Source organism: Amycolatopsis sp. NPDC003731, assembly GCF_053586895.1.
Window position 1 is genome coordinate 1 of sequence record NZ_JBSFNC010000169.1, and the last position, 17,928, is coordinate 17,928.

Here is a 17,928-nt window from a genome sequence, read left to right on the forward strand (position 1 = left end):
CGCGACCTCGGAGGTCCCGAATGAGTCATTCGCGACCTCCGGCGACCCGGCGGACCACCTGGCCGGCCAGCACCGGCGGGCGCCGGACCCGGCCTGAGGGCAGGACCAGCCGTTTCAGCGGCCCGCCCACCGGCACCGGCGGCAGGCCCGCACCCAGGAGGACCTGCTCGACGATCTGCTCGGCGTGCCAGGCCACCGAGTCGTTGAGGCGGTCCAGCGACGGCCGGTCGCCGTCGAAGACGTCCTCGTCGGCCAGGGTCACCTCGAAGTGCGCGCAGCCCGGCGGGACCGCGACCGCGTCCTCGATCGCCCGGGCGCCCTCCAGCGGGTCGTCGAACCCGGCTTCGAGCAGCGCCGACCGGTAGATCCGGGCCGCCCGTTCCCGCATCCGCGGCCCGTAGCGGACGACGACCGGGAGGCGGCCGGTCAGGTCCGGCACGGCCAGGCCGTGCAGCAGCATGATCGGCGGCACCGAGTGCACCAGCCGCGGCGCGGGTTCGGCCAGCTCACGGGCGGTGACGCGGACCCGGTCGGCCATCTTGTCCGGCAGGCCGAAGTAGCGGAAGTCGACGTTGCCGAACCCGAGGCCGTCGGCGACCAGCGAGGCCAGCAGCTCGCCGTAGCCCCAGATCGGCGACAGCACGACCACCGGCGGCGCGGCGACCACCGGCGACGGCGCGGGCGGGCGCGTCGCCTCCTGCTCGGGCACCTGGATGACCAGCCGGGGCGGCTCGTGCCAGTCGTGCACCTCGGCGACCCGCCAGTACAGCCCGAGCGGCCGCCACAGCTCGCCGAGGACGTCGTGCTCGATGATCCGGCGCACCTCGGCGTCGTCGTAGGGGAAGTCCCGCGGCGGCACGATCCCGACGTAGTGGTGGTAGGTGACCCGGACTTCGTCGCCGCGGGTGGCCGACCGGATCCGCATCTCCCAGTCGATCGGCGACGCCGCGATCGCGTTGGCCACCTGCGTGCCGGGCGAGGAGTAGACGAGCGCGGTGGCCTGCCGGAGGAACTGCCCGGCCCGGTCGATGCCCTCCCGCAGCGCCTTCGCCGCCTGCGCGACGTGCACCGGGCTCGCGAGGCTGTCCGGCAGGACGCCGGCGACGCGCAGCAGCTCGGCCTCCCCGAGCCCGGTGACTTCGGCGATCTCGGCCCAGTGGTCGAACACCGTCACCTTCGGCGCGTGCCGGTGTTCGATCCAGCTGCGCAGGGTCGACGTCGGAACGCCGATGCGTCTGGCGGCCTCGTCCAGGGAAAGGCCCCGCGAACGGATGCCGGCCCGGACCGCTTCCGCCCACTCGTCGGCGCGCCAGTGCGTCACCTCACAAAGCTAACGAAACCCGCTAGCTTTGCGCAGGGACGACCCGCCCACGGTGCTCCGACGCTGGTCACCATGACCACCACTGTGCTCGCCCTGACCCTGATCGTCGGCGCGCTGACCTTCGCCGCCGGCGCGTTCCTCGCCTCCGAGATCGCCACCCGGATCCTGCGCCGCCGGGAAAAGGAGATCTCCGAAGAGCGCAAGAAGCTCAACGCCGCCTGGCGCTACCTGCGGGAGGTCTACGACGTCAAGAAGAAGTCGCAGCGTTAGATCGGGGTGACGTACGCCCCGGAGATGCCGCCGTCGACCAGGAACTGCGCCGCCGTGATGAAGCTGGCGTCGTCGCTGGCCAGGAAGGCCACCGCCGCCGCGATCTCCTCCGGCTCGGCGAACCGGCCGACCGGCACGTGCACCAGCCGCCGCGCCGCGCGCTCCGGGTCCTTGGCGAACAGCTCCTTGAGCAGCGGGGTGTTCACCGGGCCCGGGCACAGCGCGTTGACGCGGATGTTCTCCCGCGCGAACTGCACCCCGAGCTCGCGGCTCATCGCCAGCACGCCGCCCTTGGACGCGGTGTAGGAGATCTGCGAGGTCGCCGCGCCCATCACCGCCACGAACGACGCCGTGTTGATGATGGATCCCTTGCCCTGGCGCTGCATGTGCGGCAGGACGGCCTTGCAGCAGTGGTACACCGACGTCAGGTTGACCCGCTGCACGCGGTCCCACGCCTCGATGCCGGTGGTGAGGATGGAGTCGTCCTCCGGCGGTGAGATGCCGGCGTTGTTGAAGGCGACGTCGACCGAGCCGAACTGCTCCACCGTGCTGTGGAACAGGTTCTCGACCTGCTCGGCGTCGGTCACGTCGGTCTGGATGAACGCGCCGCCGATCTCGTCGGCGGCCGCCTTGCCCTCGGCCGGCGAGAGGTCCGCGATGACGACCTTCGCGCCTTCGCTCGCCAGGCGCCGGGCCGAGGCGAGCCCGATGCCGCTGGCGCCGCCGGTGATGACCGCGACGCGGCCTTCGAAACGCTGGACCATTACTCCTCCGTGCTCAGAAAGACGTTCTTGGTTTCGGTGAACGCCGCGGCGGCGTCCGGGCCGAGCTCGCGGCCGAGGCCGGACTGCTTGAAGCCGCCGAACGGCGTCCAGTAGCGCACCGACGAGTGCGAGTTCACCGAGAGGTTGCCGGATTCGACGCCGCGCGCAACTCGGAACGCGCGCCCGGCGTCGCGGGTCCAGATCGACCCGGACAGGCCGTACTCGGTCGCGTTGGCCATCCGGACCGCGTCGGCCTCCTCCGCGAACGGCACCACGGCGACGACCGGCCCGAAGACCTCCTCCGCGGCGAGCGGGTGACGCAGGTCGGGCGGGGTGACGACGGTCGGCGGGAACCAGAAGCCCGGTCCGGAAGGCGCGGTGCCGCGGAAGGCCACGGGCGCGTCGTCCGGGACGTAGGAGGCGACCTTCTCCCGGTGCGCGGCGGAGATCAGCGGGCCCATCTCGGTCTTCTCGTCGCCGGGGTCGCCGACGACGACGCCGTGCACCGCGGGCTCCAGGAGCTCCATGAAGCGGTCGTACGCGCTCGCCTGCACCAGGATCAGGGAGCGGGCGCAGCAGTCCTGGCCGGCGTTGTCGAAGACGCCGTAGGGGGCGGTCGCCGCGGCTTTCTCCAGGTCGGAGTCGGCGAAGACGATGTTGGCGTTCTTGCCGCCGAGCTCCAGCGTCACGCGCTTCACCTGCGCCGCGCAGCCCGCCATGATCTGCTTGCCGACCTCGGTGGAGCCGGTGAACACGACCTTCCGCACTCCCCCGTGGTCGACGAACCGCTGCCCGACCACGGACCCCTTGCCGGGCAGCACCTGGAAGACGTCCTCCGGGATGCCCGCCTCCCGGGCCAGCTCGGCCAGCCGGAGCGCGGTCAGCGGCGTCAGCTCGGCAGGCTTGAGGACGACGGTGTTCCCGGCGGCCAGCGCGGGCGCGAACCCCCAGCCGGCGATCGGCATCGGGAAGTTCCACGGCACGATCACGCCGACCACGCCCAGGGGCTCCTGGAAGGTGACGTTGATCCCGCCGGGCACCGGGATCTGCTTGCCGATCAGGCGTTCCGGGGCGGCGGAGTAGTAGGTGAGGACGTCGCGGACGTTGCCCGCCTCCCAGCGGGCGTTGCCGATGGTGTGGCCGGAGTTCTCGACCTCCAGCCGCGCGAGGTGCTCGATGTCGGCCTCGACGGCGTCGGCGAACCGGCGCAGCAGGCGGGCGCGGTCGCCGGGGGTGACGTCGCGCCAGGCCGGGAACGCCGCCTGGGCGCGGGCGATCGCCGCGTCGGTCTCTTCGGCACTGGTCAGGGGGACGCTCCGCACCACCTCCTCGGTGGCCGGGTTGAGGACGTCGAAGGTGGTGGTCATCGGTTCTCCTTGCTCGCTTCGACGAGAGCCTGGAACAGCCGGACGTCGTCGGTGTCCTGCTCGGGGTGCCACTGGACACCGAGGGTGAACTCACCGGGTAGTTCAGCGGCCTCGATCGTGCCGTCCTCCGCCCGGCCGACCGGTTCCAGGCCGCTGCCGAGCCGGTCGATCGCCTGGTGGTGGTAGCACAGGGTCTTGGTTTCGGGGCCGAGGATCGCCGCGGCCCGGCTGCCCTCGGCGAGCGTGACGGTGCCCCGGCCGAACGTCGCCGGCGCCGGCTGGTGCTCGCTGGTGCCGCTCTCGGGCAGGTGCTGGGTCAGGGTGCCGCCGAGGGCGACGCTGATCACCTGCAGGCCGCGGCACACGCCCAGCACCGGTTTGCGTGCGCGCCGGGCCGCGGCGAACAGGCCGAACTCGAAGGCGTCCCGCTCGGGCCGGACGTAGGTGGCCGGGTGCGGCTCCTGGCCGTAGCGCGCGGGCTCGACGTCGGCGCCACCGGTGAGCACCAGCCCGTCCACAGTGGACACGAGTTTGTCGTACGCGTCGGACACCGGTGGCAGCAGCACCGGGATGCCGCCCGCCGCGACGACGCAGTCGACGTAGACCCGGTGCAGCAGCACGGCCTCGGTGTCCCAGACTCCGAACTTCGCGGGCTCCAGGTAGCTGGTGAGGCCGATGACGGGCTCAGAGCCGTTCGAAGCCACGGATCAGCTCCCAGTCGGTGACGGCCGCGTTGTAGGCGTCGATCTCGATCTTCGCCGCGTTCAGGTAGTGATCGACGACCTCGTCGCCGAAGGCCGCGCGCGCCAGGTCGCTCTCCGCCAGCGCCGCGGCCGCTTCGGGCAGGGTGGTCGGCACGGTGCCGCGGTCGGAGTGGTAGGCGTTGCCGGTGAAGGGATCTTCGAGCTCCAGCTCGTTCTCGATGCCGTGCAAGCCGGCGGCGATGAGCGCGGCGACGGCGAGGTACGGGTTGACGTCCCCGCCCGGCACCCGGTTCTCGACGCGCAGCGACTCGCCGTGCCCGACGACGCGCAGCGCGCAGGTGCGGTTGTCGGTGCCCCACGCGATCGCGGTCGGCGCGAAGCTGCCCGGCACGAACCGCTTGTAGGAGTTGATGTTCGGCGCGAAGAAGTACGTCAGCTCGTGCAGCCCGGCGAGCTGGCCGGCGAGGAAGTGCTCCATCAGCTTCGAGAAGCCGTGCTCGCCGTCCCCGGCCAGCACGGCGCGGCCCTCGGTGGAGCGCAGGCTGATGTGGATGTGGCAGGAGTTGCCTTCGCGTTCGTTGTACTTCGCCATGAAGGTGAGGCTCTTGCCCTCCTGCGCGGCGATCTCCTTGGCACCGTTCTTGTAGACGCTGTGGTTGTCGCAGGTGCTCAGGGCATCGGTGTAGCGGAAGGCGATCTCCTGCTGGCCGGGGTTGCACTCGCCCTTGGCGGACTCGGGGTAGAGCCCGGCGCCGGCCATGTCGTTGCGGATGCGGCGCAGCAGCGGCTCCAGGCGCGCGGTGCCGAGCATCGAGTAGTCGACGTTGTACTGGTTGGCGGGTTTGAGGCCGTGGTAGCGCTTGTCCCAGGCGGCTTCGTAGGTGTCGTCGAAGACGATGAACTCGAGTTCGGTGCCGACGAAGGCGGCGAGCCCGCGCTCGGCGAGCCGGTCGAGCTGGCGGCGCAGGATCTGCCGCGGCGACACGCTGACGGCGCCGCCCTGCACGCGCTCGACGTCGGCCAGGACCAGCGCGGTGCCCTCCTGCCAGGGGATCTCCCGCAGGGTGTCGAAGTCGGGGCGCAGCACGAAGTCGCCGTACCCGCTGTCCCAGGAGGAGAGCGCGTAGCCGTCGACGGTGTTCATGTCGACGTCGACGGCGAGCAGGTAGTTGCAGGCCTCGGTGGCGTGGCCGACGACCTCGTCCAGGAAGTACTCCGCCGAGCAGCGCTTGCCCTGCAGCCTGCCTTGCATGTCGGTGAGCGCGACGAGCACGGTGTCGATCGTGCCCGCGTCCGCGCGCGCCCGGAGTTCGTCGAGCGTGAGCATGCCTCGCCTGCGTGCCATCGTCGCCCCAAAGGTTTGGTATGAATCCTTTGCCGGTCCTTCCTACCCGGTGAGGCTCGCCGGGTCAACCGGAACAAAGGTATCTTTTTGAACCATTGCAGCGGCGGTCGGATTGTCCGGGATGCCCGGCTGAGAAGAGTCTGTGAATCCGCCGCCACGGGAGGAATCCGGAGCCCTCGCGCGTTGAACGGGGCAAGAGAGGTGAGATCGATGACCACAGCATTCACGCAGACCACGATCGGACAGCAGCAGGCCCGGCCCCAGCTGCCGACCCTGCCCACCGGCTGGCCGATCGGTTCGTACGAGTCCTACGAGCAGGCACAGCGGGCGGTCGACCACCTCGCGGGCGCGGACTTCCCCGTCACCGACGTGACGATCGTGGGCGTGGAACCGATGCTCGTCGAGCGGGTCGCGGGCAAGATGTCGTGGGGCAAGGTCCTCGGCAGCGCGGCGACGTCCGGTGCGCTGTTCGGCCTGTTCCTCGGCCTGATGCTCAGCCTGTTGAACCCCGGCGCCGGCATGGTCCCGATCGTGATCGGCCTCGTCGCTGGTCTCGGGTTCAACCTGCTCTTCGGCGCGCTGGGCTACGCGGTGAACCGCAACAAGCGCGGGTTCATCTCGCAGAGCCAGCTGGTGGCCCGCCGCTACGACGTGCTGTCCCAGCCGCGCAACGCCGAGAAGGGCCGCGCGCTGCTGGCGGACCTCGCGGCGCGCAGCGCGTTCGGCCACTGATCCGGTAGTACGCGAAGGCCGTCTCCCACGGGAGGCGGCCTTCGCCGTGTCCGAGCAGCCCCCGGTTTCCACGCTATCGGGAGCGCCCGACAGGTTCGGGCACGCTCACCGCGGGCGGCCCGAGTTGTCCACAACGCCGAGCCGAAGCGCGGGTGGTCCACACCGAGTCCGGCCGGTGCCCGGAACTGTCGGTGCCCGCCGGTAGCGTGGAAATCGGGGCTGCTCAGGTGCCCGAGGACACCGTCGGCGCGTCGGGGATCTCCGCCGAGGCCGATGGCTGCTCCGCCGGGCGGCCCGCCCGCAGCAGCTCGCCCCAGCGCGCCCGGTCGTACTCGGCCGGCGGCGTCTCCGCCAGGAACTCGAGCAGGACCTCCAGGAACTGCTTCGGGGCCGAGCGGTGCGGGAAGTGACCCACCCCTTCGAAGAGCACCAGCCGGCTGCCCGGCATCGCCCGGTGCGCGCGCAGCGCGTGGCCGCTCGGCACCACCCGGTCCTCCGTGCCCCACACCAGCAGCGTCGGGATTCCCTGGGTCAGGTAGCACCGGTCCAGCATGTTGACGACCTGCCCGCGCCAGTCGACGACCGAGCGCAGCGTCCGCAGGAACGCCGACCGCGTGCCCGGCTCGACCAGGCGGAGGTAGCGGGCGACCACGTAGTCGAGGTCGTCGGAGATCCGCAGCGACTCGGCCAGCTTGCGCAGCACCGGCAACGCCGGCTGCGCTCCGAGCAGCGGCAGCAGCAGCCCCGCCCCCGGCGCCGCGGCCAGCCGCAGCAGCGGGTGCACGCTCGCGCCGACCCCGCCCGAGCCGACCAGGACCAGGCGTTCGCAGCGTTCCGGGAACTGGTAGGCGAACTGCATCGCGACGCCGCCGCCGAGGGAGTGCCCGACCACCGTCACCCGGTCGACGTCGAGGGTGGTCAGCAGGTCGCGCATGCCGCAGGCGTAGGCGGCGACCGAGTAGTCCGCACGGGGTTTCGCCGAAGCGCCGTGGCCGAGCAGGTCGGGCGCGATGACCGTGAAGTCGTCCGCCAGCGACTCCAGCAGCTCCAGCCACGTCGACGAGTCGTCGCCGATGCCGTGCAGGAAGAGCAGCACGGGGCCGCGCCCGGCCATCCGGTAGGCGCGCTCGTAGCCGTGGACCACCCGGGTCCGCGGGGCGAAGGCTTCCGGGAGCACCGGCCCAGCACACCAGCCCCGCGTTGGCGGGACGTTTCGGGCGCGTTCGGATCAGGTGAACGCCGGGAGCGGCCCCGGCGTTCCTCCCCCTACCTCGTCGGCGGAGCCGGTGACGTGGTCGTCGTCGTGGGCGGTGCCGTCACCTTCGGGATCGCGGCGCTGAACGGCACGCCCGCCAGCTCGCGGCAGGCACCGCGGTAGCCGTTGTAGCCGTTGTAGCTGCCCCGGTCGTCGGTGACGCCCTGCTCGATCTTCGGCCGCGGGAACCGGTTGTCCTCGCCGATCTTCTGCTTCCCGCCGGTCGAGCGCTCGCAGCCGTAGCGGGTCACCGTGAGCGGCCTGCCCTCTTCGTCGTAGAGGTAGACCTCGGTCAGCGGCTTGCCCTCGGCGTCGAAGGCGTAGACGTTCTCGACGTCGCGGCCGCCGTAGGTCAGCTGGTCGTTGCCGTAGTTGTCGGACGCCGACGGGTAGTACGACGACGGGCCCGAGTAGGACGTCCCGCGGGCGAAGAGGTCGATCGCGGCGCCGAAGCCGCCCAGTGCGCCGCCGATGACGAACGCCGAGATCGGCACGACCACCCACAGCAGCTTCCGGTCGCCCCGCACCCGCGGCCCGGCCCACAGGGCCGCGACGGCCGCGAGGATCAGGAACGGCAGCAACAGCACGCCACTGCGGCGCTGCAGCATGAACAGCAGCCCCAGCGCGACCAGCACGACGGCGCACAACACCCACCACGCCGGCTTGAGCGAGCCGAGGTAGCGCAGGAACTTGCCGGTGTCCTCCTGATCCCGGCCCTTGGCCATCGTGGTGCGCAGCCACCCGACTTCCGGCAGGGCCAGCACCGGCTCGACCCCGCCGCGCAGCAGCAGCACGAGGCTGACGAGGAAGACCGGCGCGAACAGGAACAGGCCGACGAAGGCATCGGGACTGCGGGAGACGGTGGCGCCGAAGGCGAGCATGGCGAGCCCCAGGGCGCAGAACACCAGGCCCCACAATGCGATCCGCGGCTTCAGCAGGCTGGGCGCGGCTGTCGTGAGCACCTGTGTCGCCCCCTCACCCGGCGCCGGGTAGCCACCGGACGCGCGCAGCTCGGCGGCGTAGCTCTCGGGCGAGCCGAGCCGTTCGATCAGGGCCTCGACACGGGCGCCCTCGCCCAGTTCGGCTTCGAGTTCCGCCAGGTGCGGGCGGACGTCCTCGAGGATCTCTTCGATCTCGCTCGCGGGCAGGTCGGCGAGCGCGGTCCGGACCCGCGCCAGATACACCCGCACGGCGGTCGGCTTGTCGCTCATGCTGCCTCTCCCAAAAGCACGTTCATCGTCGAAGCGAAGCTCTGCCAGGTCTTGCCCGACTCCGCGAGGCGCGCCCGGCCCGGCTCGTTCAGGCTGTAGTACTTGCGGTGGGGACCCTCTTCACTGGGCACGACGTACGAGGTCAGCAGGCCGGCCTTGTAGAGCCTGCGCAACGTCCCGTACACCGACGCGTCCCCCACCTCGTCCAGGCCGGCGGCCCGGAGTCTTCTCAGTACGTCGTACCCGTAGCCGTCTTCCTCGCGGAGCACCGCGAGGACGGCGAGATCGAGCACGCCCTTGAGCAGCTGACTGATCTCCACTGCACCCTCCAGTCTTACGCTTGGGAAGGTACCACGCATTGCGCAGTAGTGTGCACGGCGGAGGTCCGTTTCGGATCGCCGTGTTCAGTTCCGGGTGTCCACCGGCCGCTCGAAGAAGGATTCGAGGACCACGATGGTCTGCGTGCCGGTGACGCCGTCGATCGCGAAGAGCCGGCGCAGCGACGACTGGAGGTCTTCGGTCGTGGCGGTGCGCACCTTGACCAGCAGCGACGCCGGGCCGGCGATGACGTGCGCCTCCACGACTTCGGGCAGGGCCTCCAGGGCTTCGCGCACGGGGTGGTCGCCCATCCAGGCGTTCGCTTCGACGAGCACGAAGGCCGCGACCCCGCGCCCGACGGCGGCCGGGTCGACGTCCACGGTGGTCCGCCGGATGACGTCCTGCTCCCGGAGCTTGCGCACGCGTTCATGGGCGGCGCCCGCGGACAGTCCGACGGCCTTCCCGAGGGCGGCGTACGCCTGGGTGGCGTCACGCTGGAGTTCGCTGAGCAGCATGCGATCTACTTCATCCACGTGTTGACCGTATCAGGTTCGGTAATCCATGCTTTTGACAGAATCTCATGAGGAGCTGGTGATGGACCTGATCAAGACGGACTTCCAGGTGCTGGACGAGCGGTTCGCCCGCGTCAACGGCGACGAGTGGACGCAGCGCCTGCACACGGGCTGCCGCTGGACGGAGGGGCCGGCGTACTTCCCGGCGGGGCGCTACCTGGTGTTCAGCGACATCCCGAACGACCGCACCCTCCGCTGGGACGAGACGACGGGCCAGGTCGGCGTCTTCCGTCAGCCGTCCGGGTACGCGAACGGCCACACGGTGGACCGCCGGGGCCGGTTGATCAGCTGCGAGCAGGGTCCCCGCCGCGTGACGCGCACCGAGCCCGACGGCTCGATCACGGTGCTGGCCTCGGAGTACCGGGGCATGAGGCTGAACAGCCCGAACGACGTGGTCGAGCACTCGGACGGGTCAATCTGGTTCACCGACCCGAGTTACGGAATCGACAGCGACTACGAGGGGTACCGGGCGGAGAGCGAGATCGGGGCCTGCCACGTGTACCGCGCGGCCCCGGACGGCACGGTGGAGATCGCGGCGGACGACTTCAGCCGCCCGAACGGCCTGGCGTTTTCGGCGGACGAGTCCCGCTTGTACATCGCGGACACACGCCAGACACCGAGCCACATCAGGGTGTTTTCGGTGGGCGAGAACGGCCGCCTCTCGGGCGGCGAGATCTTCACGACGAGCGACAGCGGCGGTTTCGACGGCGTGAGGGTCGACAGCGAAGGCCACGTCTGGGCGGCGGCCCACGACGGGCTGCACTGCTTCGCGCCGGACGGAACGCGGATCGGCAAGCTGCGCATCCCGGAGGTGTGCTCGAACTTCACGTTCGGCGGCGCGCGGGGCAACGAGCTGTTCATCACGGCCTCGAGTTCGCTGTACACGCTGAGGGTGACGGTGAACGGGGCCCGCTACCCGCGCTGAGGCACCGAGGCCGGCCGGGACCGGTGTCGCGGCGAGGAACTTTCGGCGGCTGGCTCGCTTGCAGCGGCTGGCTCACTTCCGGCGGTTGGCCCACTTCCGGCGGCAGGCTCACTTTTGGCGGCAGGCTCACCTCCGGCAGCGGGCCCACTGGCGGCGGCAGGACCACTTCCGGCGACAGGCCCACCTCCGGCGGCAAGCTCACTTTTGGCGGCGGGCCCACTTGCGGCGGCGGGACCACCCCCCGGCGGCAGGCTTACCCCCGGCGGAGGGCCCACTTCCGGCGGAGCTCGTGTCCGGTCAGCCGGGCGTGGGCGCCTCGACCCGCTCCACCACTGCCTCGCGGCGGCGCCAAGCCCGGCTCACCCGGACCAGCCAGGCCGCCTCCGCCGCGACGTCCGCCTCCGTGTCCGGCTCCGGCTCGGGGGCTGGCTCGGGGTCCGGTTCGCGGTCGAAGCGCCTTCCCGCGCGGCCCGCCTCGATCGCCGCCGCCAGGGTCACCGCCTCGACTGTGGCCGCCACCTCCGTCTCGCGGACTCCCGCTCGGCGGGCCGCCGCCTCGGCTCGGGGTGGGAGGTCGGGGTCGAAGTGGGCTCGCAGCGCCAAGTGGCCGTCGCGGATTTCGATGACCCTGCGGTACAGCGCGAACTCCGCTCCCCCCGCCAGCTCGCGGCCCGGGTCGAGGGCGATCCCGGGGACCGCCGTGCGCAGCGCCGTCCACAGTGGCTCGATGCGGCGGTACGCCCGGTACGCGCGCACCCGGCCGATCAGCGACGACACCGCCGGGGACCAGGCGCTGAGCGTCGCCCCCGCGGCCACGAAACCGACCGTCACCGCCGCGAGGATCGAGGACGGGAGGTCTTCGCGGGCGCCGATCCGGGCCGTGCGGGCCAACTGGAGGACGTCGTCGACGTCCCAGAACGTCCACGCGGTCGCCGCGCCCACGCCGATGACCAGCAACCACAGCCCCGCCCGCAGCGGCCCCGGCTCCGCGTGCCACGCGCTGCGGACGAACACCGCCAGCAGCAACCCCAGGCTGATCAGGCTGTAGAGCAGGAACAACACCTTGTCGCCCAACGCGAACGGCAGGCCGGCACCCGAAAAAACCGTGTCGTCGCCGACGCGCCGCGGTTCGGACAGCGCGAAGCAGACCGCCAGCAGCACCATCGTCGCCCCGGTGAACAGCGCGTGCGGGGCGAGCCGGGCGCTGTCGCCACGCCACACCGACTGGGTGAAGGCCACCGCGAAGCCGATCGCGCCCAGTTTCAGCTCGTCGCCGGCCAAGCTCAGGACCCACTCGGCCACCGGGCCGGGGCCGGCGAGGGCCGACATCGCAGGCGTCAGCACGACGATGCCGGTGGCGATGCAGATGCCGAACCCGGCGAGGAACCACATCGTGCGCGGCGGCTGGCTGCGGCGCGCCTCGATCAGCTTGTACCCGAACCCGGCGAACCCCGCGAGGCAGAGGTAGTAGGCGAGGCTTTCGATCACGGCGTGCGGCGGCCGAACAGGGAATCGAAGCGCCGCACGCCGTCCGGGACGCCGGGCGCGGGTTCACGCGGTTCGGCGGGCCGGACCACGCGCTGCGCGAGCAGGGTCGCGACCAGTTCGGCTTCGCGTTCCTCGGCGGCCGAGTAGGTGGTGCGCCCGAGCACGCGCCGGACGAGCTCGGGCGAGAGGTTCGGCATGAGCTGCCGCCCGGCGGCGGCATCGATCGCGACGCCGTCCGCGCCCGCGTCGGCGCCGACGTGCCCGCACAGCAGGTGCCCGACCTCGTGCAGCAGGATGTGCCGCCGGTGCAGGGCGGTCGTGTTGGTCGGGTAGAGGATGTAGTCGGCGCGTTCGGTGCTCATCAGAAGTCCGCACGGCGCGCCTTCGGGAGCGCTGACGGGCATAAGCTCGATGGGACGCCCGCGCTCGGCGGCCAGCGCCGCGACGAAGCCCTCGGCGTCGAAGGGTTCCGGCAGGCTCACGGCATCGGCGACTTCGCGGGCCCGGTTCCACAGCGACCGGGCCGGTCGCCGCCGCAAGGATGGTCGCGCCACTCTCAGGCCTCCCTCGCCACGCCCCGGCCGAACGGCTTCGGCAGGTTCAACGCGGCAAAGCGCGTGTGGTTGCGCGGCCGGGGGAAAATCCGACGCGCGGACGCCGCACATGGTTCCACACCGGCGTTCCGGGACCGGGACCGGCGGTTCGCGTCCGCGGCCGGCTCCGACGGCGAACGCACCGCCACCCTCAGCTCTCCTTCTTCGGGCCGCCGCGGCCGGCCTCCCTCCGGGCGATCGCGTCGATCATGTCGCTGATCGTGTCCAGGCCGTCCGAGGACAACGTCACCGCGCGCAGCGCCAGGTCCCGGACCCCCGCGTCGCGCAGGGCGCCCAGCAACGCCAGCTCCTCCGCGATCTTCCGGCTCTGCTCGTCGTCGAAGAAGTACGCCGGGGGCACGCCGAAGAACTGGGCCAGTGCCTCGAGGTGCCGCTTGGTCGGGTTGTCGCGGCGGCCCGTGCGGAGCTGCCACAAATACGTCGTCGAGAAGCTCTCGCCCGTCGCTTCGCGGCAGGCCTTGGCGACCTCTTCGTTGCTGTACGGCTCCCGATCGGGCCTGCGGACCACGTGGAACAGCCGGTCGATCTTGTCGGCCAGCGTCGACTTTCCGGGCTCCTTGACCACGATGCACTCCCTCAGCTACCAGGCGTATTCATCCTAGCTGAAAGGCGCACCTCCACCATCAACCCGAGTTCGCCCGTGGCCGCGGCTGGCACCGCGGGCACGAGAACGACGAACGGTTCATGAACGGCTCCCGCCGGATCGCCGTGCCGCACCGGTGGCACGGCATCCCCTCCTGGCCGTACGCGTCCAGCGACCGGTCGAAGTACCCCGATTGCCCGTTCACGTTCACGTACAGCGCGTCGAACGACGTGCCGCCCGCCCCCAGGGCGGCGTTCATCACGTCCGACGCCGCCGACAGCAGCTCGCGGCCCTTCGCCATGGTGAGCTTCTCGGTCGGCCGGGCCCAGTGCAGGCGCGCCCGCCACAACGCTTCGTCCGCGTAGATGTTGCCGATGCCCGACACCAGCGTCTGGTCGAGCAGCGCGCGCTTGACCTCCGTGCGCCGGGACCGCAGCGCGCGCACCGCCGCGTCGAGGTCGAACTCCGGGTCCATCGGGTCGCGGGCGATGTGGGCGATCGTGTCCGGGAGCAGGACGTCCCCGCCGATGTCGCTGAGGTCGTCCAGCGCCAGGCCGCCGAACGTCCTCTGATCGACGAACCGCAGCTCCGGCCCGTCGTCGTCGAAACGCAGCCGCACCCGCAGGTGCTTCTCGTCCGGCGCGTCCTCCGGCTGGACGAGCATCTGCCCGCTCATGCCGAGGTGGGCCAGCAGCGCCTCCTTGTCGGAGAGCTCCAGCCACAGGTACTTGCCCCGGCGCCGCGCCGCCTCGACGCGGGTGCCGGCGAGCCGCTGCGTGAAGTCCTCCGCGCCCAGGGCGTGCCGGCGGATGGCGCGCGGGTGCAGGACCTCCGCCTGGCGGATGGTCCGCCCCGCGACGTGCGCCTGCAGGCCCAGGCGGACGACTTCGACCTCGGGAAGTTCGGGCATGCGGCCATTGTGCCCGGGGGGTCCGACATTTCTTGAAAAGGCACCTACGGCGCGGTGGGCCCGACGTCGGCTTTCGCCAGCGGAACCCGGGTCGTTCCCGAGGCGAAGTACTCGTCGGCGCCGACGTCGAAGGTGCCCGAGCGGGTCTGCAGGTCGAAGTCCTTCGCCGCGTACGGGTACGACCCCACGCCGGCGTTGACCGCGGGGCTGCCCGACGCCAGCCGGTAGAGCCCGGCCGCGTCCTTGACCAGCTTCGGGTCGACGTTCCGCGACGGCATCCCGCCGGTGCCGCCGAAGGTGATGTTGCCCTCGTACTTGACCGTCGACCCGCTCGGCAGCGTCACCAGCGTCCCCGAGGTGCCTTTGACAAGGTTGTCCGCGACCACGCAGTCCTTCGGCTTGAAGTCGCCGCCGTCGCCGTCGATGACGCTGTTCGACCCGATCACCGTGTTGTAGGCGACGGTGTCCCGGTCCGGGCGGTCGTGCAGCTTGCTCGTCGGTCCGCTGTCGGCCTCGTCGCCCGAGCCGAACACGATCGCCCGCCCGCCGGAGTTCGCGACGTAGTTGCCGACGATCTTGTGGTCGTTGCCGTGGAACCGGATCCCCGAATCGAAGAGCACATTGCCTTCGACGGTGCTACGGTTGCCGTGGCGCAGCACGATGTAGCCCTTGCTGTCGCGGATGGTGTTGTAGCGGATGACGTTGTCGGACGACTTGACCGAGATCGCCTCGCTGTCGCCGTCGGCCTTCTCGAAGAGGTTGTATTCGAGGATGGCGTGCGCGGAGTAGGACTGGTGGTTGCTCAGCCCGAGCCGGATCGATTCGCCGCCGTTGTCGCCGCTGAACTGGTGGTTGAAGAAGTAGTTGTGGTGCACGTGGACGTTCTGCGCCATGGCGGCCGAGGGGCCGAGGATCTGCAGGAACACGCCCTGGCTGGTGCGGTTCTGGAAGACGTTGTGGTCGACCTCGGTGTCGTCACCGTTGACCGAGACCCAGTTGCCGTCGCCGGTGAGCTGGAAGTCGTTGCGGGACAAGCGGTTGTGCGACGCCCCGGCCGGGACGCTCAGGGAAGCGCTTCCCCGGAACTTGAACCCCTGCAGCACGACGTGGTGGACACCGCCGGCGAAGGAGAACGTCTTCGAGCCGGTGATCGTCGCCTTGCCGGTGTGCTCGGCGGCGATCGTCACCGGCGCCGAAGCGGTGCCGGACCGTTTGATCGACAGCGTCGAACTCGCGGAGTAGGAGCCGTCGACCAGGACGATCGTGTCCCCGGCGTTCGCCTTGTCCAGCGCCGACTGCAGCGCGGACAGGGAGGTGACGCGGACCTGCGCGGCCGACGCCGGCGAGCCGGGGACGACGACGAGCGCCGCGGCGATCAGGGGTGTGAAGAGCAGACGCATCCGCCAAACCTCTCAGTGAGCACGGGGCGGCGGATGTCCACACGCTACTGAGCGGTCCGGCAAAGCGTCAACGAGGGTTCCCGCTGATCAGGACTCCGGTTCGGCCTTTTGCTGGGCCTCGAGTTCGGCGGACAGCGAGCGCCAGGCCGTCTCGGCGGCCTTCTGCTCGGCTTCCTTCTTCGTCGACCCGGTGCCGTGGCCGAGGGGACGGCCGGCGACCAGCACGGTGGCCGTGAACTCCTTGCGGTGGTCCGGCCCGGTGTCCTCGACCTTGTACTCGGGCACGCCGAGCCCGGCCGACGCCGTCAGCTCCTGCAGGCTCGTCTTCCAGTCGAGCCCGGCCCCGCGCAGCGGCGCTTCGGCGAGCAGCGGGTCGAAGAGGTGGTGCACGAGCTTGCGGGCGATCTCGATGCCGTGCTCGAGATAGGCGGCGCCGATGACGGCTTCCAGCCCGTCGGCGAGGATGCTCGCCTTGTCCCGGCCGCCGGTGAGCTCTTCGCCCTTGCCGAGCAGCAGGTGCGCCCCGAGCCCGCCCTCGCCGAGCCCGCGGGCCACCCGCGCCAGTGCGTGCATGTTGACCACGCTGGCGCGGAGCTTCGCGAGCTGCCCTTCGGGCAGGTCGGGGTGTGTGGTGTAGAGGTGATCGGTGACGACGAGGCTGAGCACGGCATCACCGAGGAACTCCAGCCGCTCGTTCGGCGGCAGACCTCCGTTTTCGTACGCGTACGAACGGTGGGTCAGCGAAAGCCGGAGCAGCTCGGGGTCCAAGGTGACCCCGAGCGCTTCGAGCAACAGCGCCCGATCGGCTACTGGTCCCCCGGGCGTCTTGCCCCCCATGTCGGCTACCCGATCAGGCGGGCTCGACGACCTGGCGGCCGTTGTGCTGGCCGCACGACGGGCACGCGACGTGCTGGAGCTTCGGCTGCTTGCAGGCGCGGTTGGAGCAGGGCACCAGCTGCACCGGAGCCGCCTTCCACTGGCTGCGGCGGGAGCGCGTGTTGGATCGCGACATCTTCCGCTTCGGGACGGCCACGAGTAGATCTCCTTATGACGGTCTGCTCGCGGTCGTGCGAGCGAACTTTCCTCCGGAACGAGCTGGGGCGCTCGTCAGGCTTGCTCAGCTGGGCCCAGGCTTTTCGCCCGCGTTCTCGTCGAAGCGCTCGACGAGTGCTGCCCACCGAGGGTCTATCTTCTCATGCCCGTGTCCGGGCTCGAGATCGGCCCACTTGACGCCGCAGTCCGTGCAGAGCCCGGCGCAGTCTTCGGTGCACAGCGGGGCCAGCGGGAGGGCCAGCACGATCGCGTCGCGCACGATGGGCTCGAGGTCGATCTTGTCGTCGACCAGCCGGGGGATCTCGTCCTCGTCGGTGGTCTCCTCGGTGGCCGAGCCGGGGTAGGCGAACAGCTCCTGGACCTCGACCTCGACCTCTTCGGTCAGCGGGTCGAGGCAGCGGGCGCAGGTGCCCTTCGCGGTGGCCGTGGCGGTGCCACTGACGAGGACGCCTTCGACGACGGACTCGAGCAGCAGGTCGAGGTCCAGCTCGGAGCCGGCTTCGATGGTGATGACATCGGGGACGCCGAGCGGCGTCTCCACCGGCACGCTGCGCTTGACGGCGCGGCTGAGGCCGGCGTGACGGCCGAGCTCACGGGTGTCGATCACCCACGGGCTGCGGTCGTCGAGCTGGGGGGTCTTGTTCTCGGACATCCAGTCCAGGGTACGCACTGGTCGCCACCCCTTTTGAGCAGGCACCCGGCGGGGTGCTCTCTTTGGGGGCGGGTTCGGTCGCTGCTGGTCTCTGCTCGGAGGTGCGGCTGAGTTGGGCGGGGTTCGGGTGCCCGCCACACCGAAGCCGCAGCTGCGGGGCGCTCCGGCGGTGTCGCGAATGACTCATTCGGGACGTCGGAGGTCTCGAATGAGTCATTCGGGACCTTCGCGGAGTGCCAGCAACCCCGCATCAGCAGACCTTGCCGGGCCCCACCTGCTCCAGGCATGGCTCCGGTACAGCCGGTCACTGGTGCCTGGTGGAAGCGGGTCCCGCTGGTTGGTCTCTGCCCGGCTCGGGTGGCTCCGGGTGCCCACCACCCCGAAGCCGGGATTGTCACTACGGCCGGTGCCCAGGCCGTTGACCATGGTGGTGTGCGAGTCGGT

General features: G+C 70.9%; 20 protein-coding genes. 3 read left to right on the top strand and 17 right to left on the bottom strand.

What is annotated here, in order from left to right; genetic code table 11:
• Positions 1-25: 25 nt before the first annotated feature.
• The gene (locus tag ACWDN5_RS40525) at positions 26-1,321 is read right to left on the bottom strand and encodes a helix-turn-helix domain-containing protein (protein WP_310974572.1); all 1,296 of its coding nucleotides are present in this window, start codon (positions 1,319-1,321) and stop codon (positions 26-28) included.
• Between the two features lie 72 nt (positions 1,322-1,393).
• Here ACWDN5_RS40525 and ACWDN5_RS40530 point away from each other — a divergent pair, with 72 nt between their 5' ends.
• Positions 1,394-1,591 carry a hypothetical protein gene (locus tag ACWDN5_RS40530; RefSeq protein ID WP_449680005.1) on the top strand — a complete coding sequence of 66 codons (198 nt, stop codon included), beginning with the start codon at positions 1,394-1,396 and terminating at the stop codon, positions 1,589-1,591.
• Here ACWDN5_RS40530 and ACWDN5_RS40535 read toward each other — a convergent pair.
• Genes ACWDN5_RS40535 through ACWDN5_RS40550 form a run of 4 tightly spaced genes read right to left on the bottom strand, consistent with a single transcriptional unit; the run spans position 1,588 to position 5,771 of the window.
• Positions 1,588-2,355 (bottom strand): 3-oxoacyl-ACP reductase, encoded by a 768-nt coding sequence (locus ACWDN5_RS40535; protein ID WP_310974574.1) that lies wholly within the window; start codon positions 2,353-2,355, stop codon positions 1,588-1,590. The genes ACWDN5_RS40530 and ACWDN5_RS40535 overlap by 4 nt on opposite strands.
• Positions 2,355-3,722 carry an aldehyde dehydrogenase family protein gene (locus ACWDN5_RS40540; RefSeq protein WP_310974575.1) on the bottom strand — a complete coding sequence of 456 codons (1,368 nt, stop codon included), beginning with the start codon at positions 3,720-3,722 and terminating at the stop codon, positions 2,355-2,357. The genes ACWDN5_RS40535 and ACWDN5_RS40540 overlap by 1 nt, the downstream gene beginning before the upstream one ends.
• Positions 3,719-4,426: a gamma-glutamyl-gamma-aminobutyrate hydrolase family protein gene (locus ACWDN5_RS40545; protein WP_449680006.1), complete on the bottom strand. Its 708-nt coding sequence runs from the start codon at positions 4,424-4,426 to the stop codon at positions 3,719-3,721. Before ACWDN5_RS40545 ends, ACWDN5_RS40540 begins: the two co-directional genes overlap by 4 nt.
• Positions 4,407-5,771 carry a glutamine synthetase family protein gene (locus ACWDN5_RS40550; protein ID WP_449680007.1) on the bottom strand — a complete coding sequence of 455 codons (1,365 nt, stop codon included), beginning with the start codon at positions 5,769-5,771 and terminating at the stop codon, positions 4,407-4,409. The genes ACWDN5_RS40545 and ACWDN5_RS40550 overlap by 20 nt, the downstream gene beginning before the upstream one ends.
• Before the next feature lie 210 nt (positions 5,772-5,981).
• Between ACWDN5_RS40550 and ACWDN5_RS40555 the strand changes: the two genes are divergently transcribed.
• Entirely contained in the window at positions 5,982-6,503 is a 522-nt protein-coding gene (locus ACWDN5_RS40555) for a general stress protein (RefSeq protein ID WP_310974577.1), read from the top strand.
• 223 nt (positions 6,504-6,726) lie between these two features.
• Here the strand turns inward: ACWDN5_RS40555 and ACWDN5_RS40560 are convergent, their stop codons facing one another.
• From ACWDN5_RS40560 to ACWDN5_RS40575, 4 genes are all read right to left on the bottom strand, one after another.
• A complete protein-coding gene (locus ACWDN5_RS40560) occupies positions 6,727-7,617 on the bottom strand; it encodes an alpha/beta fold hydrolase (protein WP_449680014.1) in 891 nt (296 codons plus the stop codon).
• A gap of 152 nt (positions 7,618-7,769) precedes the next feature.
• Positions 7,770-8,969 carry a DUF1700 domain-containing protein gene (locus tag ACWDN5_RS40565; protein WP_449680008.1) on the bottom strand — a complete coding sequence of 400 codons (1,200 nt, stop codon included), beginning with the start codon at positions 8,967-8,969 and terminating at the stop codon, positions 7,770-7,772.
• Entirely contained in the window at positions 8,966-9,289 is a 324-nt protein-coding gene (locus ACWDN5_RS40570; protein WP_086843254.1) for a PadR family transcriptional regulator, read from the bottom strand. The genes ACWDN5_RS40565 and ACWDN5_RS40570 overlap by 4 nt, the downstream gene beginning before the upstream one ends.
• 84 nt (positions 9,290-9,373) lie before the next feature.
• The gene (locus tag ACWDN5_RS40575; protein WP_449680009.1) at positions 9,374-9,820 is read right to left on the bottom strand and encodes an Lrp/AsnC family transcriptional regulator; all 447 of its coding nucleotides are present in this window, start codon (positions 9,818-9,820) and stop codon (positions 9,374-9,376) included.
• A gap of 61 nt (positions 9,821-9,881) precedes the next feature.
• On the opposite strand from ACWDN5_RS40575, the gene ACWDN5_RS40580 reads away from it, so the two are divergent.
• Complete coding sequence (locus tag ACWDN5_RS40580) at positions 9,882-10,784, top strand: SMP-30/gluconolactonase/LRE family protein (protein ID WP_449680010.1); 903 nt, start codon at positions 9,882-9,884, stop codon at positions 10,782-10,784.
• 297 nt (positions 10,785-11,081) lie between these two features.
• On the opposite strand, the gene ACWDN5_RS40585 is transcribed toward ACWDN5_RS40580, so the two are convergent.
• The 8 genes from ACWDN5_RS40585 to ACWDN5_RS40620 all read right to left on the bottom strand — a co-directional run bounded on the left by ACWDN5_RS40585 (position 11,082) and on the right by ACWDN5_RS40620 (position 17,484).
• Complete coding sequence (locus ACWDN5_RS40585) at positions 11,082-12,272, bottom strand: MAB_1171c family putative transporter (protein ID WP_449680011.1); 1,191 nt, start codon at positions 12,270-12,272, stop codon at positions 11,082-11,084.
• Positions 12,269-12,754, bottom strand: coding sequence for a hypothetical protein (locus ACWDN5_RS40590; protein ID WP_310974583.1), 486 nt, complete (start codon positions 12,752-12,754; stop codon positions 12,269-12,271). The genes ACWDN5_RS40585 and ACWDN5_RS40590 overlap by 4 nt, the downstream gene beginning before the upstream one ends.
• A 262-nt stretch (positions 12,755-13,016) precedes the next feature.
• Positions 13,017-13,451: a helix-turn-helix domain-containing protein gene (locus tag ACWDN5_RS40595; RefSeq protein WP_013223693.1), complete on the bottom strand. Its 435-nt coding sequence runs from the start codon at positions 13,449-13,451 to the stop codon at positions 13,017-13,019.
• A 58-nt stretch (positions 13,452-13,509) separates the two neighbouring features.
• On the bottom strand, positions 13,510-14,379 hold the full coding sequence (gene mutM / locus ACWDN5_RS40600) for a bifunctional DNA-formamidopyrimidine glycosylase/DNA-(apurinic or apyrimidinic site) lyase (RefSeq protein ID WP_449680012.1): 870 nt from the start codon (positions 14,377-14,379) through the stop codon (positions 13,510-13,512).
• Between the two features lie 44 nt (positions 14,380-14,423).
• Entirely contained in the window at positions 14,424-15,779 is a 1,356-nt protein-coding gene (locus ACWDN5_RS40605) for a polysaccharide lyase 6 family protein (RefSeq protein ID WP_449680013.1), read from the bottom strand.
• An 87-nt stretch (positions 15,780-15,866) separates the two neighbouring features.
• The gene (rnc, locus tag ACWDN5_RS40610; RefSeq protein WP_310974586.1) at positions 15,867-16,616 is read right to left on the bottom strand and encodes a ribonuclease III; all 750 of its coding nucleotides are present in this window, start codon (positions 16,614-16,616) and stop codon (positions 15,867-15,869) included.
• A gap of 13 nt (positions 16,617-16,629) precedes the next feature.
• Positions 16,630-16,812, bottom strand: a complete 183-nt coding sequence (gene rpmF / locus ACWDN5_RS40615; protein ID WP_003090635.1) for a 50S ribosomal protein L32 — start codon at positions 16,810-16,812, stop codon at positions 16,630-16,632.
• An 84-nt stretch (positions 16,813-16,896) separates the two neighbouring features.
• The gene (locus ACWDN5_RS40620) at positions 16,897-17,484 is read right to left on the bottom strand and encodes a YceD family protein (protein ID WP_310974587.1); all 588 of its coding nucleotides are present in this window, start codon (positions 17,482-17,484) and stop codon (positions 16,897-16,899) included.
• Between the last annotated feature and the right edge of the window lie 444 nt (positions 17,485-17,928).